19 protein-coding genes and 1 pseudogene are annotated in these 25,232 nt (G+C 63.7%); 13 read left to right on the top strand and 7 right to left on the bottom strand.

Translation table 11 applies throughout. The annotated features are described in order from the left end of the window. Positions 1-125: 125 nt before the first annotated feature. Positions 126-1,709, top strand: a complete 1,584-nt coding sequence (locus tag K5Q02_RS04980; RefSeq protein WP_225837006.1) for a gamma-glutamyltransferase family protein — start codon at positions 126-128, stop codon at positions 1,707-1,709. Between the two features lie 177 nt (positions 1,710-1,886). Here the strand turns inward: K5Q02_RS04980 and K5Q02_RS04975 are convergent, their stop codons facing one another. The 6 genes from K5Q02_RS04975 to K5Q02_RS04950 form a co-directional block, all read right to left on the bottom strand. Next, the gene (locus tag K5Q02_RS04975; protein WP_225837004.1) at positions 1,887-3,260 is read right to left on the bottom strand and encodes an alanine/glycine:cation symporter family protein; all 1,374 of its coding nucleotides are present in this window, start codon (positions 3,258-3,260) and stop codon (positions 1,887-1,889) included. 307 nt (positions 3,261-3,567) lie between these two features. Continuing rightward, positions 3,568-4,398, bottom strand: a complete 831-nt coding sequence (locus K5Q02_RS04970) for an alpha/beta hydrolase (RefSeq protein WP_442963961.1) — start codon at positions 4,396-4,398, stop codon at positions 3,568-3,570. Then, the gene (locus tag K5Q02_RS04965) at positions 4,398-5,612 is read right to left on the bottom strand and encodes a YeeE/YedE family protein (RefSeq protein ID WP_225837000.1); all 1,215 of its coding nucleotides are present in this window, start codon (positions 5,610-5,612) and stop codon (positions 4,398-4,400) included. Before K5Q02_RS04965 ends, K5Q02_RS04970 begins: the two co-directional genes overlap by 1 nt. A 206-nt stretch (positions 5,613-5,818) precedes the next feature. Beyond that, entirely contained in the window at positions 5,819-6,490 is a 672-nt protein-coding gene (locus K5Q02_RS04960) for a hypothetical protein (RefSeq protein WP_225836998.1), read from the bottom strand. 236 nt (positions 6,491-6,726) lie between these two features. After that, on the bottom strand, positions 6,727-8,538 hold the full coding sequence (gene oadA / locus K5Q02_RS04955) for a sodium-extruding oxaloacetate decarboxylase subunit alpha (RefSeq protein WP_225836997.1): 1,812 nt from the start codon (positions 8,536-8,538) through the stop codon (positions 6,727-6,729). A gap of 10 nt (positions 8,539-8,548) precedes the next feature. Continuing rightward, positions 8,549-9,964 (bottom strand): acetyl-CoA carboxylase biotin carboxylase subunit, encoded by a 1,416-nt coding sequence (locus tag K5Q02_RS04950; protein WP_225836995.1) that lies wholly within the window; start codon positions 9,962-9,964, stop codon positions 8,549-8,551. 186 nt (positions 9,965-10,150) lie between these two features. Here K5Q02_RS04950 and K5Q02_RS04945 point away from each other — a divergent pair, with 186 nt between their 5' ends. From K5Q02_RS04945 to K5Q02_RS04920, 6 genes and pseudogenes are all read left to right on the top strand, one after another. Then, a complete protein-coding gene (locus tag K5Q02_RS04945) occupies positions 10,151-11,101 on the top strand; it encodes a LysR family transcriptional regulator (RefSeq protein ID WP_329959559.1) in 951 nt (316 codons plus the stop codon). Between the two features lie 48 nt (positions 11,102-11,149). Then, positions 11,150-11,821 carry a GntR family transcriptional regulator gene (locus K5Q02_RS04940; protein WP_225836991.1) on the top strand — a complete coding sequence of 224 codons (672 nt, stop codon included), beginning with the start codon at positions 11,150-11,152 and terminating at the stop codon, positions 11,819-11,821. Positions 11,822-12,085: 264 nt separating this feature from the next. Beyond that, positions 12,086-13,159 (top strand): proline racemase family protein, encoded by a 1,074-nt coding sequence (locus K5Q02_RS04935; RefSeq protein WP_225836989.1) that lies wholly within the window; start codon positions 12,086-12,088, stop codon positions 13,157-13,159. Then, positions 13,156-14,279 (top strand): annotated as a pseudogene (locus K5Q02_RS04930) (NAD(P)/FAD-dependent oxidoreductase). Before K5Q02_RS04935 ends, K5Q02_RS04930 begins: the two are co-directional and overlap by 4 nt. Continuing rightward, positions 14,272-14,508: a (2Fe-2S)-binding protein gene (locus tag K5Q02_RS04925; protein ID WP_225836986.1), complete on the top strand. Its 237-nt coding sequence runs from the start codon at positions 14,272-14,274 to the stop codon at positions 14,506-14,508. The pseudogene K5Q02_RS04930 and the gene K5Q02_RS04925 overlap by 8 nt, the downstream one beginning before the upstream one ends. Further along, positions 14,505-15,770 carry an NAD(P)/FAD-dependent oxidoreductase gene (locus K5Q02_RS04920; RefSeq protein WP_225836984.1) on the top strand — a complete coding sequence of 422 codons (1,266 nt, stop codon included), beginning with the start codon at positions 14,505-14,507 and terminating at the stop codon, positions 15,768-15,770. Before K5Q02_RS04925 ends, K5Q02_RS04920 begins: the two co-directional genes overlap by 4 nt. 1,059 nt (positions 15,771-16,829) lie before the next feature. Here the strand turns inward: K5Q02_RS04920 and K5Q02_RS04915 are convergent. After that, positions 16,830-19,247 carry a glucose/quinate/shikimate family membrane-bound PQQ-dependent dehydrogenase gene (locus K5Q02_RS04915; protein WP_225836982.1) on the bottom strand — a complete coding sequence of 806 codons (2,418 nt, stop codon included), beginning with the start codon at positions 19,245-19,247 and terminating at the stop codon, positions 16,830-16,832. A 210-nt stretch (positions 19,248-19,457) separates the two neighbouring features. Between K5Q02_RS04915 and K5Q02_RS04910 the strand changes: the two genes are divergently transcribed. From K5Q02_RS04910 to K5Q02_RS04885, 6 genes are all read left to right on the top strand, one after another. Then, positions 19,458-20,207, top strand: a complete 750-nt coding sequence (locus K5Q02_RS04910) for an AraC family transcriptional regulator (RefSeq protein ID WP_225836980.1) — start codon at positions 19,458-19,460, stop codon at positions 20,205-20,207. A gap of 220 nt (positions 20,208-20,427) precedes the next feature. Continuing rightward, positions 20,428-21,246 carry an ABC transporter substrate-binding protein gene (locus K5Q02_RS04905; protein ID WP_225836978.1) on the top strand — a complete coding sequence of 273 codons (819 nt, stop codon included), beginning with the start codon at positions 20,428-20,430 and terminating at the stop codon, positions 21,244-21,246. 136 nt (positions 21,247-21,382) lie between these two features. Next, positions 21,383-23,194: a cis-3-hydroxy-L-proline dehydratase gene (gene lhpI / locus K5Q02_RS04900; RefSeq protein ID WP_225836976.1), complete on the top strand. Its 1,812-nt coding sequence runs from the start codon at positions 21,383-21,385 to the stop codon at positions 23,192-23,194. Beyond that, entirely contained in the window at positions 23,187-23,852 is a 666-nt protein-coding gene (locus K5Q02_RS04895; RefSeq protein WP_092371750.1) for an amino acid ABC transporter permease, read from the top strand. The genes lhpI and K5Q02_RS04895 overlap by 8 nt, the downstream gene beginning before the upstream one ends. A 12-nt stretch (positions 23,853-23,864) precedes the next feature. Next, the gene (locus tag K5Q02_RS04890; protein ID WP_225836974.1) at positions 23,865-24,515 is read left to right on the top strand and encodes an amino acid ABC transporter permease; all 651 of its coding nucleotides are present in this window, start codon (positions 23,865-23,867) and stop codon (positions 24,513-24,515) included. Then, positions 24,508-25,230 (top strand): amino acid ABC transporter ATP-binding protein, encoded by a 723-nt coding sequence (locus tag K5Q02_RS04885; protein ID WP_111462896.1) that lies wholly within the window; start codon positions 24,508-24,510, stop codon positions 25,228-25,230. The genes K5Q02_RS04890 and K5Q02_RS04885 overlap by 8 nt, the downstream gene beginning before the upstream one ends. Positions 25,231-25,232 lie beyond the last annotated feature (2 nt).

Here is a 25,232-nt window from a genome sequence, read left to right as displayed (position 1 = left end):
CAATAACGGGCACCTCTAAAAACCATCTGCGCTGTCATCCAGCCGCACCAACGTTTTTAGAGGCGCCCCAGCGAGCCGTACCGTTATGATCAGTGCGGCCCGAAAACAACAAGGAACCTGATCCCATGCTCAAGAGCACCCACGCCACCGGCGGCCTGTTCGTCGCTCCCCATCATCTTGCCGCCCAGGCCGGGCGCGACGTGCTCAAGGCCGGCGGTAACGCCGTGGAAGCGATGGTCGCGGCAGCGGCGACCATCGCCGTGGTCTATCCACACATGAACGCCATTGGCGGCGATGGTTTCTGGCTGATTCACGAGCCCGGCAAGCAGCCGCTGGCCATCGACGCCTGCGGCAGCAGTGCCACCCTAGCCGATCGCGATTTCTACGCCGGCCACGCGCAGATTCCCAGCCGCGGCCCGCTGGCTGCGCTGACCGTGGCGGGCACCGTCGGCGGTTGGGCCGAAGCACTGGCACAGACCGCCCACTGGGGGCCGGGCATGCCTCTGCCCGACCTGCTGAGCGACGCCATCGGCCATGCCCGCCGCGGCATCGTGGTCAGCCGCAGCCAGGCGCAACTGACCCAAGGCAAACTGGCCGAACTGATGGATGTGCCTGGTTTCGCCGACGTCTACCTGAACGATGGCCAGGCGCCCAAGGAGGGCGATCTGCTGCGCCAGCCGGCCCTGGCCGAAACCCTGCAGCGCCTTGCCGATGCCGGCCTGGACGACTTCTACCGCGGTGAACTGGCCACGCGCATGGCCGCCGATCTCGAGCGCCTGGGCAGCCCGCTGCGTCTGGCCGATCTGCAGGGTTACCGGGCCCGCGCGGTCGAACCGCTGAGCGTGCGCCTGAACGACGCCACCCTGTACAACATGCCGCCGCCGACCCAGGGCCTGGCATCGCTGCTGATCCTCGGCATCTTCGAAAAGCTCGCGGTCGAGCAGGCCGAAGGTTTCGAGCATGTGCACGGGCTGGTGGAAGCGACCAAGCAAGCGTTCCTGATCCGCGACCGCGTGGTAACCGACCCAGGCCGTGTGCCGCAAGATCCACAAGCCTTGCTGGACGACGCCAACCTGCAACGCCTGGCCGCCGCCATCGACCCGCAACACGCGCTGCCGTGGCCACAACCGGCTGCGCCCGGGGATACCATCTGGATGGGCTGCATCGACGATCAGGGCCGCGCCGTCAGCTTCATCCAGAGCGTGTACTGGGAGTTCGGCTCCGGTGTGGTGTTGCCGTCTACCGGCGTCGCCTGGCAGAACCGCGGTATCAGTTTCTCCCTCGATCCCGCCGCGCTGCAGACCCTGGAACCGGGCCGCAAGCCCTTCCACACCCTCAACCCGGCTCTGGCACTGTTCGACGATGGGCGCACCCTGAGTTACGGCACCATGGGCGGCGAAGGCCAGCCACAGACTCAGGCCGCGATCCTCAGCCGCTACCGCCTGGGTAGCGACCTGCAGGCCGCCGTCAGCGCCCCGCGCTGGCTGCTCGGCCGCACTTGGGGGGATGTAAGCACCACGCTCAAGCTGGAAAGCCGTTTCCCGAGCGAACTGGTCGAGCGGCTGCGCCAGGCCGGGCATGTCATCGATGTGCTGGACGAAGCCTTCAGCGACACCATGGGCCACGCCGGCGCCCTGCTGCGCCATCCCAACGGCATCCTGGAAGGCGCCGCCGACCCGCGTAGCGACGGCAGCGTCTGCGGGCTATAAAACCAGCGCCGCAAAACGAAAACGCCCCGCTCGTGCGGGGCGTTTTCATTGGCGACCAAGCTCGTAGGATGGGTTGAGGAGCAAAGCGACGATACCCATCGGGGATTTACGGGTGCCCCTTGATGGGTATCGCTGCGCTCAACACCATCCTACGATAACGTCTACGTAGCACCACAATCAGTCCTCGGTCTTCCAATTCTTGCGGCTCATGTAATCGCGGGTTTCCTTGACCACGATGCCGGAGAGCAACAACAGGCCGATCAGGTTGGGCAGCGCCATCAGACCGTTGGCGATGTCGGAGAAAGTCCACACCACTTCCAGCGACGTCACTGCGCCGACGAACACCACCATCGAGAAGATCAGCCGATACGGCATCACCGCAACGCGGCCCATCAGCCGCTCCATGCAGCGCTCACCGTAGTACGACCAGCCGAGAATGGTGGTGAAGGCGTACACCAGCACACCGATGGTCACCGTGTAGATACCCCAGCCGCCACCCAGGCCCTGCTCCAGCGCCCAGGCGGTCATCGGCGCGCCCTTGAGGCCTTCCTGCGTCCATGCGCCGGTGACGATGATCGCGAAGGCGGTGAAGGTCACCATGACCAAGGTGTCGAGGAAGGTCTGGGTCATCGAGACCATGGCCTGGCGTACCGGCTTGTCGGTCTTCGCTGCGGCCGCGGCGATGGCGCCCGTACCCAGGCCGGATTCGTTGGAAAAGATGCCCCGCGCCACGCCCATCTGCACGGCCAGAATGATGCTCGAACCAAGGAAACCACCGGCCGCGGCGCTACCGCTGAAGGCATCGGTGAACACCAGTACGATGGCGTCTGGCAGACGGTCGGCGAACACCACCAGCACGGCGATGTTGCTGATGATGTACAGCACGATCATCACCGGCACCACGCCCGCAGCAAAACGGCCGATACTCTTGATCCCACCGATGATCACCACGGCAGTCGCAATGGCCATCACCAAGCCAGTGGCGGTGGGCGAGATGCCCCAGGTGTCATAGAGCTGATGGGCAGCGGTGTTGGCTTGCACCATGTTGCCGATGCCGAACGAAGCGATCGCACCGAAGATGGCAAAAGCGATACCCAGCGTCTTGCCCAGGGTGCCGCCGACACCACGCGTGAGGTAGTACATCGGCCCGCCGCTCTGCTCGCCCCTGGCATCGGTGACCCGGTACTTCACGCCCAGCAGTGCTTCGGAGTACTTGGTGGCCATGCCGACCAGGCCGGTCATCCACATCCAGAACAGTGCGCCCGGGCCACCGATACCGATGGCCGTCGCGACACCCGCGATATTGCCGACGCCGATGGTCGCCGCCAATGCAGTGGCCAGGGCTTGGTAATGGGTGACGTCACCGGGTACGTCGCCCTTTTCCTTGCGCTTTACGAAGGCCAGCCAGAAGGCATGGCCGAGCACGCGGAACTGGATGCCACGCAGGCGAATGGTCAGGTACAAACCGGTGAGCAGCAACAAGGGGATGAGCAGAAACGGCCCCCAGATAAAGCCACTGATGGCCGAGAGCACAGCGAGAAATTGTTCCATCGAGGATGTCCTTCTTGTTCTATCCAGTTGCGGCTCGTGGCCGGCAGGAACGGCACCCGGGGCTGGTAGCGCGGGATGTCGAGGAATGAACGCAGATGCGTCCGTGCAACGTTGGTGACCGCGTTACGAACGCCAGGAACGTAACGAAATGTTAGGCGAATCAATCGATTGCGACGGTGCCGATTGTTGCCAGGACGGCAAGGCTATAACAACTTGCCCGCGAAAGGGGCTGAAAAAACGGGGAATTTCTCTGCTGCGATGCACTGAATCAGTGCGATCGCCTCGCCTGATCGGCCTCCGCCAGAAACTATTCGGCGCACTTCAACGGCTGCTGCCGCCACTGTGCCCAGGCGGCCTCCCAACCATCGCGGTGCGACACGTGTGGCAGGCTGACGGCTTCCATACAACGCGCTTCGCCAAGCCCATCGAGGTAATGGCCCAGGACGTCGGCGGGCACTACGCGATCCTCGTCGCCGACCAGATGACGCTGAGCAATCAGTGCAAGACGTTGACGATAATCCAGCGGCTCCAGGGAGCCATCCAGCGGGCTCAACTGCTGCAGTTGCACCCAATAGCGCGGGCTCAGATTGCCCGCGAGGGTCTGTACGCTGGCGACATCATCACGGCGGGCGGCGAGCAGCAGGGCCAGCGCCGCGCCACCGGAGTAGCCGACCAGTTCGAAGTCACGGTTGCCGTAGCGCGTCTTGATCAGATCGAGGGCGCCGTCGAGGCTGGCCAGCACCTCGTTGCCAAAGCGCCGATTCGTCCACAGCGCGGTTTCGCAGGCATCGCTGCGTACGAACTGACAGGGCCGCGCCAGGTACAGGCTCGGCGTCGGATCGGCGAACGCCAGACGGGCCACCAGCAAGTCGCGGGGAGACGGGTCGAGACTGGGCTGCGAAGGCGTGGCCCAGGCTTGGCCATCGCCCTCCAAATAAACCCGGATGCGCGACGCGGACACCGCGTTATTCGGCGCGCTGAGGAGCAACGGGAAGGGCTTGAGGTCGAGTGTTTGCACGCGCTGGCCCTGCTCGCCCGCCAACTCGTCGAGCCGTTGCAGCGGGGATTGGCAGCCGCTCAATGCAACGGTCAGCGCCACGCCAACAAGCAGCGCGGCTGACCTTACGCGGCTGGCCATCAGCATCCCGTCAGCTTCGCCTCGCGTCGCTCGCCAGGGAAGAAAAATGGCCGCAGACGCACGCCCACGCCATTGCCGATGAACGCCGCCACCAGCCACAGCCACCCGTGCAGGCTACCGGAGGCAATGCCGCTGAAGTAGGCGCCGATGTTGCAGCCATAGGCCAGACGCGAGCCATAGCCGAGTAGCAGGCCACCAATCACTGCGGCGATCAGCGAACGCAGCGGAATGTTCAGGTTCGGCGCGAAACGTCCGGCCAGCCCAGCGGCCAGCAGTGCACCGATGACGATGCCGATATCCATTACCGTGGTGATGTCTTCCCACAGCGGCGCGGCCAGCGCTTGGGCATTGCCCGGTTGTTGCCAGAACGCCCAGGCGGAAACGTCGACACCGGTGCCCTGCAGCACCTTGGCGCCCCACAGCGCGAACGCCGACGTGATGCCCCACGGGCGACCGGCCAGAGCCAGGGTGGCGAAGTTGAGTAGCGCCAGCAGCACTGCGCCCCAGATCAGCGGCCAGGGGCCACGCAGGAAACGCTGCCAGCCCTGCTGCTCACTCGGCGCCGCCCGCTCCAGGCTGCCATGCCGACGCAGCTCCAGACGGGCGCTGATTGCCGCGATGGCGGCGAACAACGCGAGGCTGACCAGCAGCGCGGGCACCAGCCCCAGGCTGGTGACGATGGAGGTTGGCGGCAGGCTCGGCAGGGCCGACCACCACTCCAGATGATGAGTCGCGCCAACGCCACCGATGATGAAGAACAGCAGTGTCACCAGCATCCGCGCGTTGCCGCCACCCACGGTGAACAGCGTGCCGGATGCACACCCGCCGCCCAGCTGCATGCCGATGCCAAAGATGAAGGCACCGACGATTACCGAGGTACCTGCCGGCGCCACCAGCCCCTTGACCGGCTCACCGAACAGCGTGCCCGCCGACAGCGCCGGGAAGAACAGCAGCACGGCAATCGCCAGCATGACCATCTGCGCACGCAGGCCAGCGCCACGGCGCTCGTTGAGCAGCACACGCCAGGCCGAGGTGAAACCGAATGCTGCGTGGTAAAGCACCAGGCCCAACGCACCACCGACGATGAACAGCAACGCCTGACGACCACTCACCGCGAAGGTGAGCGCCAGGGCACCCGCCAGCAGCAGCGCCACGGCAACCAACGGCGTGCCCGGACGATTGGCCGGCGCCGCAGCAGGAATGGAGAGATTCATATAGACCTTCGAATAACCAATTGAAACGGTCGGCCATTGTAGCCCGCCCCGAGCGCCTGGGCAGGCTGATCGTTAGACCGATTCCTGAGAGGGTTATGACACCGCGCTACAACGAATGCCAGCACACGCGATGTGCGAACCCAGCCCAATGGTCAGCGGCGGCTCAGCGACCATGACTGGCTAGCCGAACCGCAGGCACCATCTGCTCAGTACACCCCGTCACGGGCAGCCGGCGGGGTGAACAACCCGGCCGGGTCGCGACGCACCGAACCTTCCTTGATCTCGGCTGCCTCGACGACCTCGACCTGCTCGCCATTCAAAGCCTTCTGCACGGTCTGCTGGGTCAGCGCGCTGGAGAGGATGGTCTTGCCGGAATCGGTGAAGTCATAAACGGTGGACGAGCCCTGCAGCGGCACCGAGGCCAGGCGCTGACCGCGGCTATCGAATACGTCGGCAGTCAGTGCGTGGGTCAGCACTACACCCATGAAGCTCTCGCTCTTCCATTCACGCACGCGAATCGACAGCAGCATGGCATCGGCGGAAGACGCCTGGCTTACCTTGCTATCGACGGCGCGGGCCTTGACGCCTTTGCGCTCGAAACCTCCCAGCAAGGACTTCTGCAGCTCCTGCGCCAGCGGCTCGCCAGAACGGGTGTTGACGTCATAGGGAATGTAATAGCTGCCGCGGATCAGCCCGACGAAATGGCCCTTCTTGTTACCGGACAGCACATAGGGGCGGTCGTCGATGACCTGCACTTCGACGGACTTGGCGAAGGCTTGCGGCACCTCGGGATACGCCTGGGAATAGTCGATTTTGCGGCCATTGGAGCAGGCGGCCAGGCTGAGCAACAGCATGAGGAAAAAGCAGCGACGGAGCATGAAATATCCCTATCAGGGTTGACCTCGCCCCTTCAGGAGCGACGGCTAAAATGCAGAGCTCCGGTGAATCCGAAGCGACGCGGTACGAACGCAGCCGCTGTATGCCAAAGCAGCGGAGCCAACGCAAGCGACGGCGCCGATATGAACAAGGGAAATATGAAAAGTGCGATAGCTGCGGCAAATGCCAGGCAAAAAAAGGGAGCCTTGCCAGGCCCCCAGAGGTGAATTGCTAGCCGTCAGGCTTCGACTTCGATCAACACCTCACCCGGGTTGACCCGGTCGCCTTTGGCCACGTGCACAGCCTTGACGGTGCCGGCGATGGGCGCCTGCACTTCGGTTTCCATCTTCATCGCCTCGGTGATCAGCACGGCCTGCCCGGCCTTTACGGTGTCGCCCTCCTTGACCAGCACGTCGACGATGTTGCCCGGCATGCTGGTGCTCACGTCACCCGGCGCACTGGCGGTGCGGCGCTTGCTGCCGGTGCCACCGGCGACGTAATCGTTGAGCGCCTCGAACACCACTTCTTCGGGCATACCGTCGATGGACAGGTAGAAGTGCCGCTTGCCCTCACCCTTGACGCCGACGCCGGTGATATCCACGCGGTAGCTTTCGCCGTGCACGTCGATGATGAACTCGGTCGGCACACCTGCTCCGCCTACTGCCGCCACACCGCTGCCATCGGGAATAGGTAGCAGCACCTCGGGTTGCAGGCTGCCGGCTTCACGCTCCTCGAGAAACTTGCGGCCTATGTCCGGGAACATGGCGAAGGTCAGCACGTCCTCTTCGGACTTGGCCAGGTCGCCGATCTGCCCGCGCAGCTTGTCCATCTCCGGCTTGAGCAGATCGGCGGGGCGCACGTCGATCACCTCTTCATTGCCGATGGCCTGCTTGCGCAGCGTCTCGCTGACCTTGCCCGGCGCCTGGCCGTAGCCGCCCTGCAGGTAGAGCTTCACCTCGTTGGTGATGGTCTTGTAGCGCTCGCCGGCGAGCACGTTGAAGAACGCCTGGGTACCGACGATCTGCGAGGTCGGCGTGACCAGCGGCGGAAAGCCGAGGTCTTCGCGCACCCGCGGAATCTCCGCCAGTACTTCGTTCATGCGGTTAAGAGCGCCCTGCTCCTTGAGCTGGTTGGCCAGGTTGGAAATCATCCCGCCCGGTACCTGGTTGACCTGCACGCGGGTATCGACGGCGGTGAATTCGCTTTCGAACTGGTGGTACTTCTTGCGTACCGCGTGGAAGTACATGCCGATTTCCTGGATCAGCGAGAGATCCAGGCCGGTGTCGTATTCACTGCCCTTGAGCGCAGCGACCATGGACTCGGTGCCAGGATGGCTGGTACCCCAGGCAAAGCTGGAGATGGCCGTGTCGATATGGTCGGCGCCCGCCTCGATGGCCTTGAGCTGACACATCGACCCCAGGCCCGCAGTATCGTGGCTGTGGATAAATACCGGCAGATCGATCTCGGCCTTCAGCGCCTTGACCAGATCCGCCGTGGCGTACGGCGTGAGCAGACCGGCCATGTCCTTGATGGCGATGGAGTCGATGCCCATTGCCTGCATGGCCTTGCCCTGGGCGACGAAGGCATCGACGGTGTGCACCGGGCTGGTGGTGTAGGCGATGGTGCCCTGGGCGTGTTTGCCGGCGGTCTTCACCGCTTCGATGGCGACGCGCAGGTTACGCACGTCGTTCATGGCATCGAAGATGCGGAACACGTCGATGCCGTTCTCCGCCGCCTTGGCAACGAAGGCGCTGACCACGTCATCGCTGTAGTGGCGATAACCGAGCAGGTTCTGCCCGCGCAGGAGCATCTGCAGACGGGTGTTGGGCAATGCCGCGCGCAGCTCGCGCAGGCGCTCCCACGGGTCTTCCTTGAGGAAGCGCACGCAGGCATCGAAGGTGGCGCCGCCCCAGACTTCCAGCGACCAGTAGCCAACCTTGTCGAGCTTGTCGCAGATCGGCAGCATGTCTTCGGTACGCATGCGGGTGGCCAGCAGCGACTGGTGGGCGTCGCGCAGGATAGTGTCGGTAACCGTGATCTTTCTTGTCATGGTGCGTTCCTCACAGGCCGGCATGGGCGGCGATGGCGGCGGCGATGGCCAGGGCCAGTTCGCCCGGCTTGCGTTTGATCGAGTAGTTGAGCAGCTCGGGATGGTTGTCGACGAAGCTGGTGTTGAAGCGCCCACTGCGAAATTCGTCGTTGGCGAGAATCTGCTGGTAGTAGGTGGCGGTGGTCTTCACACCCTGTACGCGCATGTCGTCCAGCGCACGGGAACCACGGGCCAGGGCCTCTTCCCAGGTCAATGCCCAGACGATCAGCTTCAGGCACATGGAGTCGTAGTACGGCGGAATGGTGTAGCCGGTGTAGATCGCCGTGTCGGTGCGCACGCCCGGGCCGCCGGGGGCGTAGTAACGGGTGATCTTGCCGAACGATGGCAGGAAGTTGTTGCGCGGGTCCTCGGCGTTGATACGAAATTGCAGGGCGAAGCCGCGGTACTGGATGTCTTCTTGCTTGATCGACAGCGGCAGGCCGGAGGCGATGCGAATCTGCTCGCGAACGATGTCGATGCCGGTGATTTCCTCGGTGATGGTGTGCTCCACCTGCACCCGGGTATTCATCTCCATGAAGTACACCTCGCCCTCGGCGAGCAGGAACTCCACGGTGCCGGCGTTCTCGTAGCCCACCGCCTGGGCGGCACGCACCGCCAGGTCGCCGATATAGGCACGCTGTTCAGGGGTCAGTTGCGGGCTGGGGGCGATTTCGATGAGCTTCTGGTTGCGCCGCTGAATCGAGCAGTCGCGCTCGAACAGGTGCACCACATTGCCGAAACTGTCGCCGAGAATCTGCGCTTCGATGTGCTTCGGGTTGACGATGCACTTCTCGAGAAACACCTCGGCCGAACCAAAGGCCTTGGTGGCCTCGGAAATCACCCTTGGAAACGCCTGCTCCAGCTCCTCACGGCTGTTGCAGCGGCGAATGCCCCGACCACCGCCACCGGAAGTGGCCTTGAGCATCACCGGGTAGCCGATGCGGTCACCTTCGAGCAGCGCCTCGGCGATATCCGCCACGTTGCCCTCGGTGCCCGGCGTCACCGGCACGCCGGCCTTGATCATGCTGCGCCGGGCTTCGGTCTTGTCGCCCATGCGGCGGATGACCTCGGCGCTCGGGCCGATGAATTTGATGCCCCGCGAGGCGCAGATTTCTGCCAGCTCGGCGTTCTCGGAAAGAAAACCATAGCCGGGGTGCAGCGCATCGCAGCCGGTTTCCACGGCCAGGTTCACCAGCTTGCGCGGGTTCAGGTAGCCCGCCAGCGGGTCATCACCAATACCGTAGGCCTCGTCAGCACGTTTGACGTGCAGGGCCTGGCGGTCGGCGTCCGAATAGATGGCCACCGAACGAATGTTCATCTCGGCGCAGGCCCGCACGATGCGGACGGCGATCTCGCCACGGTTGGCTATCAGGATTTTCTTGATCACGAGCCAGCATCCTCGATCACGTGAACAGGCGACCCAAACGAGTCGGCGTATGACCGGATATGTCCGCCCGGCCTTGCAACCAACCCTACGCCCGCTAATGGATTAACCAAAATCAATAATTGTTGGGTTATGCATAAGTAAAAACTTATGCTTGGCGAACAAGCATTCACTCGAGTGGTGAAGAAAATTCGCAAGTCATTGTTACGCATGACCTTTCGGCAACTTCAGGTGTTTCGTTCGGTGTGCGACAACCGCTCCTACAGCCGCGCAGCCGAGGAAATGGCCCTGACTCAGCCAGCCGTCAGCCTGCAGATCCGCCAGCTCGAAGAGCTGCTCGATCAGCCGCTGTTCGATTACGTCGGCAAAAAGCTGTACCTGACCGAAGCGGCGGAAGCCCTGCAGCGCGCCAGCGAGGACATCTTCGGGCGCCTGGAGAGCCTCGACATGCAACTGGCCGATCTCAAGGGCTCACTGCAGGGCCAGTTGAGCCTGGCCATCGAGTCCAGCGCCAAGTACTTCATGCCGCACCTGTTCGCCGCCTTCCGCCGCGAGCACCCGGAAGTCAGCCTGCAACTCACCGTAGTCAATCACGCCCAGGCGGTCAGGCGCCTGAGTGCCAACCGCGACGACCTGCTGATCATGTCGCAGGTGCCGGCGGACATGTCTCTGGAATTCCTGCCGTTCCTGAACAACCCGATCATCGCCGTAGCGCCGCCCGATCACCCACTGTGCCAGGCACAATCGTTGCAGCTGCAGGATCTATGCGCCTGGCCATTGCTGGTGCGCGAACCTGGCTCGGGTACCCGGCGAGCCTGCGAGGAGTACTGCCACCAGAAGCGTGCACATTTTGCCCAGCTGCAGGAGGTCGGCTCCATGGAAGGGCAGCGCGAAGGCGTGATTGCCGGTCTGGGTCTGGCCCTGATACCGCGCCATGCGGTGCGCCGCGAGCTGCAGCTGGGCGTGTTGCGTGAGTTGCCCGTGACCGAACTGCCACTGCTGCGCAGCTGGTGCGTGGTGCACCCGCGGGGTAAATACCTGTCGCCAGTTGCCCAGGCCTTCTTCAATTTCGTGCGCAACGAACGCACGCAGATTGGCGCCCTGGCCGAACAGTTCAGCGGCGCGAGCAATTCGCTATAGGGATTTCGTATATGATATCCAAACTCTTCACCTGACCGGTGCAACCGCGTGCCATTACCACCCCTGAACGCCCCCAATCTGGGCATCACTCCGTCTGCCTCCGAGGTGATCACCCGGCACCTGCGCGATGCCATCGTCTCCGGCCATTTCGCCGAAGACGAGCCGGTGCGTCAGGACGACATCGCCAAACTGTTCAACGTCAGCAAGATCCCCGTGCGCGAGGCGCTCAAACGCCTGGAGGCCGAGGGGCTGGTGGTGTTCCAGCGCAACAAGGGGGCGGTGGTCACGCGTATCTCCGAGCCGGAACTGGCGCAGATGTTCGAGGTGCGCATCCTGCTCGAAGACAAGGTGCTGCGCCTGGCCATTCCCAACATGAGCGAAGAGACCTTCGCCCGCGCCGAGCGCATCTGCGAGGAGTTCATCGGCGAGGACGATATTGGCCGCTGGGCCGAACTCAACTGGGAGCTGCACGCCTGCCTCTACGAACCGGCGCAACGTCCGTTCCTGGTCAGCCTGATCCGCTCCATCCACGACAAGCTGGAGCGCTACCTGCGCATGCAGATGAGCCTCTCCGAGGGCAAGGATCGCGCCGACCGCGAGCACCGCGAGATCATCGCCGCCTGCCGCGCCCGTGACATCGAACTGGCGGTCACCCTGCTCGACCAGCACATCATCGGCGTATGCCGCAGCCTGTTCGAGCACCTGCCCGAGCATCGTTGAAGCCGCCGGCGATGGCGGCCACTGGCATTGCCGCGTAAATAGCCCAGCGATGGGCTGAAGCGGATCGCCGCCCGGCCCACCCGGCAAAGTTGCGTGGGCTTTAGATACCGCCTTGCCTCCTCCGCCCAGATCATCAGCCAGCACCACGCAACGGCCCTGGGCACTATGCTGATTTCGTCATCACGCCCGTGCAAATCCTTCAAGCCGCACAGCCCGCCTCACGTCACCCTGTAGCCATCCAAACGGCATACAGGCGCAACTCCCATGAAACGTATCGAGGTTATCGACTCCCATACCGGCGGCGAGCCGACCCGCTTGGTCGTCAGCGGTTTCCCAGACCTGGGCAGTGGCAGCATGGCCGAGCGCAAGCAGCTTCTGGCCAGCGAACATGATAACTGGCGCAGCGCCTGCATCCTCGAACCGCGCGGTAGCGACGTACTGGTCGGCGCCCTGCTCTGCGAGCCCGTCGATCCCAGCGCCTGTGCCGGAGTGATCTTCTTCAACAACACTGGCTACCTCGGTATGTGCGGGCACGGCACCATCGGCCTGGTGGTGTCGCTGGCACATATGGGGCGCATCGGCGCTGGCGTGCACAAGATCGAAACGCCAGTGGGCACTGTGGAGGCGACCCTGCATGAAGATCGCTCGGTCAGCGTGCGCAACGTGCCGTCCTACCGTTACCGCCAGGCCGTCGAACTGCAGGTGCCAGGCTACGGCTCGGTGCAGGGCGATATCGCCTGGGGCGGCAACTGGTTCTTCCTGATCGCCGACCACGGCCAGCGCATCGCCGGTGACAACGTCGAAGCCCTCACCGCTTACACCTACGCGGTACAGAAAGCGCTCGAGGATCAGGGCGTACGTGGCGAGGACGGCGGCCTGATCGACCACATCGAGCTGTTTGCAGAAGATGAACAGCAGGAAGGCTCGCAGCCAAGCGTCGCGAGCGAAGAGGAGGCAAGGCGGGAACTGGCGAAAAAGCGCAGTTTACTGGCTGTAAATGAGCATTTTTCGCCAGCTCCCAACGCAGCATCATCGAGCGCAGCAGCTTCGCTGCGAGCCGACAGCAGGAACTTCGTGCTGTGCCCCGGCAAGGCCTACGACCGTTCGCCTTGCGGCACCGGTACCAGCGCCAAGCTGGCCTGCCTGGCCGCCGATGGCAAGCTGCAACCCGGTGAGATCTGGCGTCAGGCAAGCGTGATCGGCAGCGTGTTCGACGGCTCGTTCGAATGGCAGGACGACAAGGTGATTCCGACCATTCGCGGCCGCGCCAATATCAGCGCCGAGGCGACCCTGCTGCTCGAACAGGACGACCCGTTCGCCTGGGGCATTCGCCCGTGAATCCGACGCGGGTCGCTGATGTGATCGTCATCGGCGCCGGCATCATCGGCGCTGCCTGCGCCCGCGAACTGGCCCGCCGTGGCCAGCAAGTGCTGGTGATCGATGCCGGTCTGCACGGTGCCACCGCTGCCGGCATGGGGCACTTGCTGGTGCTCGATGACAACCAGGCCGAACTCGACATCAGCCGCTACTCGGTGCGCCGCTGGCGCGAGCTGGGCCCGCAGTTGCCGGACGACTGTGCCTACCGTAACAACGGCACGCTGTGGCTGGCCGCCAACGAGCAGGAATTGGCGGCGGCGGAAGCCAAGAGCATCAACCTGCGTGCCGAGGGAATTCGCTGCGAGATGGTCCCGGACACGCCCTGCAGGGGATGGAGCCGATCCTGCGCGATGGCCTGCACGGCGCCCTGCGTCTGCCCGACGACGGCATTCTCTACGCACCGAACACCGCTCGCTGGATGCTCGATGTACCAGGCATCACACAACGCCGCGCCAAGGTCATGGAGCTGGACGGCAACCGCGTACGCCTCGAAGACGGCGGCTGGCTGAGCGCCGATGCCGTGGTGCTCGCCAACGGCATCCAGGCCGTGGAGTTGTGCCCGGAGTTGCCCATCGCGCCGAAGAAAGGCCACCTGTTGATCACCGATCGCTACCCGCATCCGGTTACCCACACCATCACCGAGCTGAGTTACCTGACCAGCGTGCACAACACCAGCGGCGCCTCGGTGGCCTGCAACATTCAGCCGCGGCCGACGGGCCAGCTGTTCATCGGTACCTCCAGGCAGTTTGACACCCTTGATCCTGAAGTCGAGGGCTGGTTGCTGGCACGCATGCTCAAGCATGCCGCGAGCTATGCGCCAGGCCTGGCGCAACTCAATGGCATCCGCGCCTGGGCGGGCTTTCGTGCTGCCACGCCAGACGGCATGCCGCTGATTGGCGAACACCCCGCGCAGCCCGGCCTATGGCTGGCGGTCGGCCACGAAGGGCTGGGTGTTACCGCTGCGCCGGGTACTGCCGATCTACTGGCCGCACTGCTGTTCAACGAGGCCGAGCCAATCCCTGCGGCGGCATATTCGCCGCGACGTTACCTGAGCCAAGCTGGAGACCCCGCCCATGCCTGACCTGCATCTCGACGGCCGCCCGCTCAGCGTAGCGCCGGGCACCACGGTCGCCGCAGCCCTGGCGCTGGGCGGTGATGGCAGCGCGCGCACCTCGGTCAGCGGCCAGCGCCGTGCGCCACTGTGCGGCATGGGCGTCTGCCAGGAATGCCGGGTGACCATCGACGGCCTGCGCCGCCTGGCCTGCCAGACTCTTTGCCGGGATGGCATGCGCGTGGAGACGCGGCCATGAGCGAACAGACGGAAGTACTGATCATCGGTGCCGGCCCGGCGGGCCTGTCGGCAGCGCTGGCCGCCGCCAACGACGGCGTGCAGGTGGTGCTGCTCGACGATAACCCGCTGCCCGGTGGGCAAATCTGGCGGGACGGCGCTCAGGCCAGCATCCCCGCACAAGCCCGCCGCCTGCGCGATGCGGTGGATGCACACCGCAATATCCAGCGTCACGCCGCCACTCGCGTGGTGGCACGATCCGGCAGCCATGCACTGCTGGTGGAAGATCCCGAGCGCGGCTGGGTGATCGCCTACCGCAAGCTGATCCTGTGTACCGGTGCGCGCGAGTTGTTACTGCCGTTTCCCGGTTGGACATTGCCCGGTGTTACCGGTGCCGGTGGCCTGCAGGCGCTGATCAAAGGCGGGCTGCCGGTAGCCGATGAACGCATCGTGATCGCCGGCAGCGGCCCACTGCTGCTGGCCAGCGCGGATACAGCGAAACACAACGGAGCCAGGGTGCTGCGCATCGCCGAGCAGGCATCGGTAGGCGCAGTCGCCGCCTTCGCCGTGCAGCTGCCGCGCTGGCCGCACAAGCTGTTGCAGTCCTTCAGCCTGTTCGACGGCGGTTACCGCCCTGGCACCCGGATCGTCGCCGCACTGGGCAAGGATCGCCTGGAGGGCGTACGCCTGCAGCGCGGCGGCAAGATCGAAGAGCTGGAGTGCGAGCGCCTCGCCTGCGGTTTCGGCCTGATTGCCAACGTGCAACTGGGGCAGGCCCTTGGCTGTGCGCTGGGTAACAACGCCATCAAGGTGGATGCCTGGCAGGCCACCGATGTGAGCGGTATCTACGCCGCAGGCGAGTGCACCGGCTTCGGCGGCAGCGAGCTGGCCCTGGTCGAGGGCAGCATCGCCGGCCATGCCGCAGCCGGTAACCGCGAGGCTGCGCAACACTTGTGGAAAGGACGCGCGCGCTGGCAGCGCTTTGCCGACGAGTTGAACAAGCGATTTGCCCTCGACCCAGCACTCAAACGCCTTGCCGAGCCGGATACCCTGCTGTGCCGCTGCGAGGACGTGCCCTACGCCGCCGTAGCCGCGCACAGTAGCTGGCGCGAAGCGAAGCTGGCGACCCGCTGCGGAATGGGCGCCTGCCAGGGCCGGATCTGCGGCGCGGCCACCCAATACCTGTTCGATTGGCAGCCTGCGGCGCCCCGCCCACCTTTCGGCCCGACTCGAATCGAAACCCTGATGCAACTGGAAAGCGCGGCCCAGAGCGCCCAATCGTAGAAATGAATCTCATTTGTAAAAAGGTGTTCCAGTGCTCCATCAAACGGTAACAAACCGAGTAGTGCGGTAACGCTTTCAGCAGCTGAAAACCGTTACGCAAAAACCATAAATAACTAAGCCTTTGAAAAATATAGATATTCTAAAATTGGCACAGGATATGCTCTATGTTCCGCACAACAAAAATAACAAGACACATCTGATAACAAGAACAAAACAACGGCTCTAGCATAAGAAAGACAAAATCGCAGAGACGCAGCTAACTGATTTCTTTGGAGAGGACCGCCCTCGGGCTTGTACCGCAACCGGGTCGAGAACAATAAAACTGCTTTGTAAGGCAGCGACAGACGGGTTGGATCTTCGGATCACGGCAACATCAGCGTCCAAACAAATCCGTTCGCTCTTGGCCCCCTTTGGGGGCCGCGGCTAAAACAAGAACAAAAGGCCGGTAGCACTAATAAGAACGATGATTCGAATAAGATTTAGGGGAGCTTCGGCTCCCCTTTCTGCTTTCTGGCGTTCAGCCTTGTTTCCCTCCCCATGGCTATGGCAGTTCCTTTTCCTATCCAAATACCCCGAGAATCGCCTCTGGGCCGCATCTCTGCGTCTTGTGGGTAACTCAGGGCCTTATCGTAGGAGCGGGGGGCGCCTAGCCCTTGCCGGCGATTGACGGCCATAACGTGCATCTACTGATCGGCCACCACCGCATTGCTCGCAAGCGAGCTCCTACCGATTGTTGCTACCTCTCACGACCCCGCGGCGAATGGCAGGCGCGCTGCAGATTCTTTTGGATAGCCACAATCGCTTCGCCCCGAGGGCGGGGCTCCTACAGATTGTTACGGCCTCTCGCGATCCTGTAGGAGCTGCGACCTCGCAGCGAATGGCGGGCGCGCTGCAGATTCTGTTGGATGGCCATCATCGCTTCGCCCCGAGGGCGGGGCTCCTACAGGGTGTGGATAACTCATGTGCCTCAGCCATGAATTTCAGCCACCCGAATCGCAGGCATGAAAAAGGCCGCATCGCCTTTCGGGCGATGCGGCCTCGATTACCGTACAGGCGAACTTACGGCAGCGCGTAGGCGATCACATAGTCACCGCGATCTGGCGACTGACGGGCACCGCCGGCCGTTACCACGATGAACTGCTTGCCGGTCTTCGGCGACACGTAGGTCATTGGCGTGCCTTGGCTACCAACCGGCAGGCGCTGTTTCCAGACTTCCTTGCCGGTGCCGCTATCGAAGGCGCGCAGGTAGTAGTCCTGGGTACCGGCGAAGAACACCAGGCCGGACTGGGTCGCCAGCGAGCCGCCCAAGGTCGGCATGCCGACCGGCATCGGCAGGCGCATCTTGATACCCAGCGGATCGGTATCTTCGACGGTACCGACCGGCACCTGCCAGGCGATCTTCTGGGTTTTCATGTCGATAGCGGTGAGCGTGCCGAACGGCGGCGCCTGGCATGGAATGCCAGCCAGCGACAGGAAGCGGTTTTTGTTGACCGCATAGGGCGTGCCCTTGAGCGGTACAGCACCCATGCCGGTGTTGACGGCTTCACCACCCGACGAGGCCGCGCCACGATTCTCTGCCGGGGTCATCTGCACCCACAGGCCAAGACGCATGTCGTTGACGAAGATGTAGTCGTTGACCGGGTCGGTGGACAGGCCACCCCAGTTCATCCCACCCAGGGAACCCGGGAAGCTCAGCGACACATCGGTGCCCGGTGCGGTGTAAAGGCCTTCGTAACGCATCTGCTTGAAGTTGATACGGCACAGCATCTGGTCGAAAGGCGTGGCGCCCCACATGTCCGACTCGGTCAGCGTCTGCGCACCGATCTGCGGCATGCCCACCGACAGCGGCTGCTTGAGCACGTACTGCTCGCCCTTGATGTCCGCCGCCTTGACCGTTACATCAGCGACTTCAGTCAGCGGTTGGCCGGTGGCACGGTCGAGCACGAAGATCTGACCGGCCTTGGTGCCGATCACCACGGCTGGCACCTTGCTGCCGTCGGCTTTGGGGAAATCGATCAGGCTGGGCTGCATCGGCAGGTCGAAGTCCCAGAGGTCGTTGTGCACGGTCTGGTAGACCCACTTTTCCGCACCGGTGGTGGCGTCCAGGGCGAGGATCGAGGCGCCGTACTTGTGATTCAGCTCGGTGCGCTCGGCACCGTAAAGGTCGGTGGACGGGCTGCCCATGGGCAGGAACACGGTGTTCATCGCCGGATCGTAGGACATCGGCGCCCACGAGTTCGGCGTGCTGCGCACATAGGTCTGGTCACCGGACGGAGCCTGACGATCTTCAGGGTTACCCGGGTCGAACGCCCAGCGCATGGCACCAGTGACCACATCGAAACCACGGATCACGCCACCCGGCATGTCGGTCTGCACGTTGTCGGCCACACGCCCACCCACCACGACGGTGGTACCGGCCAACAGCGGCGGCGAGGTGAGTTGGTAATGCGGATCCGGCGCAGCGCCCAGACCGGCCTTCAGGCCGACCTGGCCATTCTCGCCGAAGCCTTCGCAAAGTGCGCCGGTGTCGGCATCTACCGCGATCAGGCGGGCGTCGATGGTGTTGGTCAGCAGACGACGACGGCAGTTGGCGCCTTCGGCGATGGCCACGGTCGGCACCGCGACGGCACCCGCAGCATCAGGCTGCTGCAGTGGCGCATCGGCGTCGAAGTAGGCCAGGCCACGGCAACGCTGCCAGACCGAAGCCTGGGCGTTGATGTCGTTGCGCCACAGCTCGCTGCCGGTATCGGCGTCGAGGGCGATGATGTTGTTGTGTGGGGTGCAGATGAACACCTTGTCACCCACCTGCAGCGGAGTGAGCTGATCTTCGGCACCGTTGCCGTTGCTCTCGGCCACGTCGCCGGTGTGATACGTCCAGGCGACCTGCAGGTCCTTCACGTTGGCACGGGTGATCTGATCCAGGGCCGCAAAACGGCTTCCACCAGCGGTATTGCCGTAATGCTCCCAGTTCTTCTGGGCCTGGGTCGGATCGACCGGCTGCACGGCCGGGCCGTCGCCGCTGGCCGCCACGGTGGGGTGGGCCACGAAGGTGCCGCTGAAGCTGGCGATCAGCGCCACCGCCAGCAGGGCTGCCAGCGCATAGGCGCCACGCCCACCGCGATCACCAGCGGCCTTCTTCAAAGTCGGGTAGATCAGCGCGACGACTAGAGCGATCACACCAAAGGTGAACAGGCGTGAGAACAGTGGCCAGAACACCAGACCGACATCGACCAGTGCCCAAATCACGGTACCGAGCAGCGCCAGGGCGAACAGCCAGGCGCCCGAGGGTTTGCGAGCTGCGATCAGCGCGCCGCTGGCCAGTACGGCCAGGCCCATGATCAGGAAGTACCAACTGCCGCCGAGGCTGGCCAGATAAGCACCGCCGCCGAGCAAGACAAGGCCGACCAGGGCGATCAATACGCCGACGATCAGCAATAGTGCACGTGTGCCGCGCTGGGCACCTTTACCCTCATTCATCGTTTTATCCTGTTTTTCACAAACACAGAGACACAGCATCGACGCCGCTAACACTAAGGATAGTCGCCGATACTGTTTGTAATAATTGGTATGAGCGCCAGTGTGCACCGAAACGGAACAGGTCGCACCTGTAAATTAACCAAACGGTACATTTTCCTGCGTCAATCCGACGCGGTAGGCTCAGCGCCTTCTGATCAGCCGCCACCCGCCATGCAAACTCTGCTGCCAGCCGCTCTACATCAAGACTTACCCGCGCTGATCGCCAGCCTTCGGCAGATCGAGCCGCTGCTCGATGCCATGCCCGAGGTGGTGTTTTTCATCAAGGACACGCAAGCGCGTTACGCGCTCGTCAACCAGACACTGACGCAGCGGCTGGGCTTCAAGAGCAAGGCCAAGCTGCTCGGGATGACCGCCGAGCAGGTGTTCCCGGACAGCTTCGGGCCTTCCTACACGGCGCAAGATCGACGGGTACTCACAGACGGTGACCATCTCGCCGATCAGCTGGAGCTGCATCTTTATTATGGCAATCAGCCCGTCTGGTGCCTGACCCATAAACTGGCGCTACGCAATCAGGCCGGGGAGATCATTGGCGTGGCCGGGATTTCCCGAGACGTGCAATTGCCGCAATCGAGCCACCCGGCCTATCCGAAGCTGGCAGCGGTGGACGCTTATATCCGCGAGCACTTCGCCCGGCCGATCAGCCTGGCCGAGCTCACCGAGCTGGCCGGTCTGTCGGTGGCGCAACTCGAGCGCCACTGCAAGCGCATCTTCCAGCTCACCCCGCGACAGATGATCCACAAGGCGCGCCTTGGCGAGGCCAGTCGCCTGCTGTTGCAGGACTTGCCGATCACCGAAATCGCCCTGCGCTGCGGTTACACCGATCACAGCGCCTTCAGCCGCCAGTTCCGGGCGCTGACCGGGCTGACGCCGAGCCAGTTCCGCGACTCGCATAACCGGTGATACCTGCTAGTGTTCCGAAATGGGGCGCTGGCGCGATGACATTGCTCCCATCTGTAACATCCCGCCGCCGGCGATAACCGTCGATTCCTTTCCGATCTCTGCTCAACCCGCGCCCCGCAGGGCCTCCACGCGCAAGCGTCGAAACAGGCACAGCCGTTGCATATGAAATATCGTATACGAAATTTCCTATAACGATTGTCTGCACAGTTTCGAGGCTCCTATGAAAAACCCCGCTTTTGCCGTAGCCCTCAGCGCAGTACTTAGCACCACCCTGATTGGCACCGCACACGCCGACAAACTCGACTCGATCATCGAATCCGGCAAGCTGCGCTGCGCAGTCACCCTGGATTTCCCGCCCATGGGCTCGCGTGACGACAAGAACCAGCCGATCGGCTTTGACGTCGACTACTGCAACGACTTGGCGAAAGTGCTCGGCGTCGATGCCGAAGTGGTGGAAACACCGTTCCCGGATCGTATCCCTGCGCTGGTTTCCGGCCGTGCCGACGTGATCGTCGCCTCCACCTCCGACACCCTGGAGCGCGCCAAGACCGTAGGCCTGACCGTGCCTTACTTCGCCTTCCAGATGGTCGTGCTGACCCGCGACGACACCGGGATCAGCAAATACGAAGACCTCAAGGGCAAGGCCGTGGGTAACACCAGCGGCACCTACGAAGCCATCGCTCTCGAGAAGGACGTGAAAGCCTGGGGCGACGGTAGCTTCCGCGCGTACCAGTCGCAGAACGACACCATCCTCGCTGTCGCTCAGGGCCACATCGCCGCCACCGTGGTCACCAACACCGTAGCCGCTGCCACCCTCAAGTCCGGCAAGTACAAAGGCCTGAAAGTGGTCGGTGATGCGCCCTACGTCGTCGACTACGTGTCCCTCGCAGCCAAGCGTGACGAGTACGGCCTGATCAACTACCTCAACCTGTTCGTCAACCAACAGGTACGCAGCGGCCGTTACGACGAGCTGTGGAAGAAGTGGGTCGGCGACGAAATCAAACCGGCCAACCTGACCGTGCCGGGTGTGTACTACTGATCAACGGCCATTCCTAGGGTGGGTTGAGGCGCAGCGCCTAACCCGCGTGGCCCGACCCACCCGACCAGCAACACCCACGATTTCATGCTCGCGCGCCCCATGGCGCCGGGCTTTTTATTCACGCCTGGAGCCATCGATGCCAACAGTCGCTGACCATGCCTCGACCCACCTGCCAGCCTGCGCCATTCAGGGCCGCAGCCTGGTCGCCGGGTGTGCCGAGGGTGAGTTGCTGTTCGCCGAGATGGGCCTGAGTTTCTGGGGCGGCGTCGACCCGTTCACGGGCGAGGTGATCGACCGTCATCACCCGCTCAGTGGCCAGAATCTGGCGGGCCGCGTGCTGGCGATCCCCAGCGGCCGCGGCTCCTGCACCGGCAGCAGCGTGATGATGGAGCTGCTCAGCGGCGACCACGCGCCTAGCGCCCTGGTGCTCGCCGAGGCCGACGAGATCCTCACGCTGGGCGTGCTGGTGGCTGAACTGCTGTTCCAGCGTTCCATTGCCGTGCTGTGCATCGGTCACGAAGCCTTCACCCGCTTGCGTGGCCAGGCTTACGCCCGCCTCGACGGTGAGCGGCTGCAGCTTTATCCACAGCGCCCCGCCGATGCCCGGCCGACAGGTGTGGCTTCAATACATCAGCAGCCGCTGTTCGCCAGCGCCCTGCAATTGAACGAAAGCGACCGTGCCCTGCTCGACGGTAGCCAGGGCAAGGCGGCACAGGTCGCCATGCAGCTGGTGCTGCGCATGGCAGACCTGCAGAGCGCCAGCGAACTGCTGGATGTCACCCAGGCGCATATCGACGGCTGCATCTACACCGGCCCGGCCAGCCTGCGCTTCGCGGAGCAACTGGTGGCCTGGGGAGCCAAAGTAAGGGTTCCCACCACCCTCAACTCGATTTCCGTGGATCAGCGCCGCTGGCGTGCACTGGGCATCGATGCCGCATTCGGCGAACCGGCCAGTGCACTCGGCGATGCCTACATGGCCATGGGCGCCCAGCTCAGTTTCACCTGTGCGCCCTACCTGCTGGACAGCGCGCCGGCCGAGGGCGAGCAGATCGTCTGGGCCGAGTCCAACGCGGTGGTCTACGCCAACAGCGTGCTTGGGGCACGAACCCTCAAATATCCCGATTACCTGGATATCTGCATCGCCCTCACCGGCCGCGCGCCCAAGGTCGGCTGTCATCTCGACGAGCACCGCATGGCCAGCCTGCAGATTCAGCTGCCAGAGCTCGCCGAGCTGGACGATGCCTTCTACCCGCTGCTCGGCTATCACGTCGGCCTGCTCTGCGGCAGCGGCATTCCGCTGGTACGCGGCCTGGAGAAGGCCCAGCCGAGCCTGGACGATCTCAAGGCCTTTGGCGCAGCATTCGCCACCAGCTCGGCAGCACCGCTGTTCCATATCGCCGGGGTGACCCCGGAAGCCAAGCACCCGCAGAACGTTATCCACAGCGGCCAGCCGACGCCCACCGAGCAGGTCACCCTCGCCGATCTGCGCCGCAGCTGGGACGAACTCAACAGCGCTGATGACGCCGAGGTAGGGCTGATCGCGCTCGGCAATCCGCATTTCTCGCTCAGTGAATTCGCCCGCCTCGCCGAACTGTGCGCGGGCCGCAGCAAGCACACTCAGGTAAGCCTGGTGATCACCTGTGGCCGGGCGATTCACGAGCAGGCCCGCGCGGCCGGTTACCTCACCGTGCTGGAAGCCTTCGGTGCGACGCTGGTGACCGACACCTGCTGGTGCATGCTCGGCGAGCCGGTGGTGCCGACCACTTGCCGCACCCTGATGACCAATTCGGGCAAATACGCCCATTACGCGCCAGGGCTGGTCGGCCGTTCGGTGCACTTCGCCAGTCTGGCCGAGTGCGTCGACGCCGCCTGTTCGGGCCAGGCCAGCGGCCGTCTGCCGCGCTGGCTGCAACCGGCTTCCCCTGTGGAGAACCCCACGCATGTTTGACTACACCTTCCATTGGCGCCAGGCATTCAAGGCTCTGCCCGACATGCTCGCCGGCGCCTGGGTGACCTTCGAGACGGCCGCCCTGTCGATGATCTTCGGCGTACTCATCGCCCTCGCCCTGACGGTGATGCGCGAGCTGAAGAACCCCGTGGCCCGTGGCTTCGCCAATGGCTGGGTATCCATCGCGCGCAACACGCCGTCGCTGTTCCAGATCTACATCCTGTACTTCGGTCTGGGCTCGATGGGCTGGCACGTCAGCTCCTGGGTCGCGCTGCTGGCCGGCATCACCTTCAACAACGCCGGTTACCTGGCGGAGAACTTCCGCGGTGGCCTCAAGGCCGTGCCCGACACCCAGGTGCGTGCCGCGCGCTCGCTGGGCATGAGCGCCTTTCAGGCCTACCGGATGATCGTCGTGCCGCAGCTGCTGCGCATCGTCTTCTACCCGCTGACCAACCAGATGGTCTGGGCCGTATTGATGACCTCGCTGGGGGTGATCGTCGGCCTCAACAACGACCTCACCGGCGTCACCCAGGACTACAACGTCAAGACCTTCCGCACCTTCGAGTTCTTCGCCATCGCGGCGGTGCTGTATTACCTGATCGCCAAGGCGATCGTAGCGGTTGCCCGGCTGCTGGCCTGGCGCCTGTTCCGTTACTGAGGAAGCACCCACATGTTCGATACCAGCTTCACCTGGAACGATTTCCTCTACCTGCTCGACGGTGCCTGGGTCACCCTGCAGCTGACCTTCTGGGCCATCCTGCTGGGCTCCTTCGCCGGCCTGCTGTTCGGCCTGCTGCGTGCCCTGCTGCCCCGCGCCACCCTGCCGCTGGCCTGGGTACTCGACGTGTTTCGCAGCGTGCCACTGCTCATCCAGTTCGTGCTGTTCAACTCGTTCAAGAGCATCGCCGGCATTGATATCAGCGCCTTCGCGGTGGGCTGCATCGTGCTGGGCATCTACGCCGCCGCCTACTTCACCGAGATCGTGCGAGCCGGTGTGCTGTCGGTGCCGTTTACGCTACGCCGCGCCAGCCGCTCCCTGGGCCTGAGTTATCTGCAGGACCTGCGCTACATCGTCCTGCCGATGGCCACGCGGGTAGCCTTCCCTGGCTGGCTGAACCTGGTGCTCAGCGTGATGAAGGACACCGCGCTGGTCATGTGGATCGGCATCGTCGAGCTGCTGCGCGCCTCGCAAACCATCGTCACACGCATTCAAGAGCCGCTGCTGGTGCTGTGCATCGCCGGCCTCATCTACTACGTCATGAGCCTGGTGGTCGCCCGCCTTGGCGCCCGTCTGGAAAGAAGGTGGCAGGAAAATGATTGAGATCGACAACGTATACAAATCCTTCGGCGAGCTCGAAGTGATCAAGGGCGTCAGCCTGACCGTGAACAAGGGTGAAGTGGTGTCGATCATCGGCGGCTCCGGCTCCGGCAAATCGACCCTGCTGATGTGCATCAACGGCCTGGAGTCGATCAAGAGCGGCAGCATTCGCGTTGACGGCACCGAAGTGCATGCACCGGGCACCGACATCAACAAGCTGCGGCAGAAGATCGGCATCGTGTTCCAGCAGTGGAACGCCTTCCCGCACCTGACGGTGCTGGAAAACGTCATGCTGGCGCCGCGCAAGGTGCTCGGCCTGAGCAAGCAGGAAGCCGAGGCCATCGCCGTGCAGCAACTGACCCACGTGGGCCTGGCCGACAAGCTCAAGGTGTTTCCCGGCAAGCTGTCCGGCGGCCAGCAGCAGCGCATGGCGATCGCCCGCGCCCTGGCCATGAGCCCCGATTACATGCTGTTCGACGAGGCCACCAGCGCCCTCGACCCGCAGCTGGTCGGCGAAGTGCTCGACACCATGCGCATGCTCGCCGAAGACGGCATGACCATGGTGCTGGTAACTCACGAGATTCGCTTCGCCCGTGACGTGTCCGACCGTGTGGCGTTCTTCCGCAACGGCCTGGTGCACGAGATCGGCGCGCCCGAGCAGGTGCTCGGTAATCCACAGCGACCGGAAACCGCCGACTTCCTCAAGTCGGTTCATTAAGA

Origin of the sequence: Pseudomonas sp. MM211 (assembly GCF_020386635.1) — a bacterium.
Lineage (GTDB): Bacteria > Pseudomonadota > Gammaproteobacteria > Pseudomonadales > Pseudomonadaceae > Aquipseudomonas.
Note: the sequence above shows the minus strand (reverse complement) of the source record. Positions and strands in the feature narration are given on the sequence as shown.

What these genes read in the sequence shown, in the direction of transcription:
- K5Q02_RS04980 (WP_225837006.1), top strand. Translation starts at nt 126, where the DNA reads ATGCTCAAGAGCACCCACGCCACCGGCGGCCTGTTCGTCGCTCCCCAT.
- K5Q02_RS04975 (WP_225837004.1), bottom strand. Translation starts at nt 3,260, where the DNA reads ATGGAACAATTTCTCGCTGTGCTCTCGGCCATCAGTGGCTTTATCTGG.
- K5Q02_RS04970 (WP_442963961.1), bottom strand. Translation starts at nt 4,398, where the DNA reads ATGGCCAGCCGCGTAAGGTCAGCCGCGCTGCTTGTTGGCGTGGCGCTG.
- K5Q02_RS04965 (WP_225837000.1), bottom strand. Translation starts at nt 5,612, where the DNA reads ATGAATCTCTCCATTCCTGCTGCGGCGCCGGCCAATCGTCCGGGCACG.
- K5Q02_RS04960 (WP_225836998.1), bottom strand. Translation starts at nt 6,490, where the DNA reads ATGCTCCGTCGCTGCTTTTTCCTCATGCTGTTGCTCAGCCTGGCCGCC.
- oadA (WP_225836997.1), bottom strand. Translation starts at nt 8,538, where the DNA reads ATGACAAGAAAGATCACGGTTACCGACACTATCCTGCGCGACGCCCAC.
- K5Q02_RS04935 (WP_225836989.1), top strand. Translation starts at nt 12,086, where the DNA reads ATGAAACGTATCGAGGTTATCGACTCCCATACCGGCGGCGAGCCGACC.
- K5Q02_RS04925 (WP_225836986.1), top strand. Translation starts at nt 14,272, where the DNA reads ATGCCTGACCTGCATCTCGACGGCCGCCCGCTCAGCGTAGCGCCGGGC.
- K5Q02_RS04920 (WP_225836984.1), top strand. Translation starts at nt 14,505, where the DNA reads ATGAGCGAACAGACGGAAGTACTGATCATCGGTGCCGGCCCGGCGGGC.
- K5Q02_RS04915 (WP_225836982.1), bottom strand. Translation starts at nt 19,247, where the DNA reads ATGAATGAGGGTAAAGGTGCCCAGCGCGGCACACGTGCACTATTGCTG.
- K5Q02_RS04910 (WP_225836980.1), top strand. Translation starts at nt 19,458, where the DNA reads ATGCAAACTCTGCTGCCAGCCGCTCTACATCAAGACTTACCCGCGCTG.
- K5Q02_RS04905 (WP_225836978.1), top strand. Translation starts at nt 20,428, where the DNA reads ATGAAAAACCCCGCTTTTGCCGTAGCCCTCAGCGCAGTACTTAGCACC.
- lhpI (WP_225836976.1), top strand. Translation starts at nt 21,383, where the DNA reads ATGCCAACAGTCGCTGACCATGCCTCGACCCACCTGCCAGCCTGCGCC.
- K5Q02_RS04895 (WP_092371750.1), top strand. Translation starts at nt 23,187, where the DNA reads ATGTTTGACTACACCTTCCATTGGCGCCAGGCATTCAAGGCTCTGCCC.
- K5Q02_RS04890 (WP_225836974.1), top strand. Translation starts at nt 23,865, where the DNA reads ATGTTCGATACCAGCTTCACCTGGAACGATTTCCTCTACCTGCTCGAC.
- K5Q02_RS04885 (WP_111462896.1), top strand. Translation starts at nt 24,508, where the DNA reads ATGATTGAGATCGACAACGTATACAAATCCTTCGGCGAGCTCGAAGTG.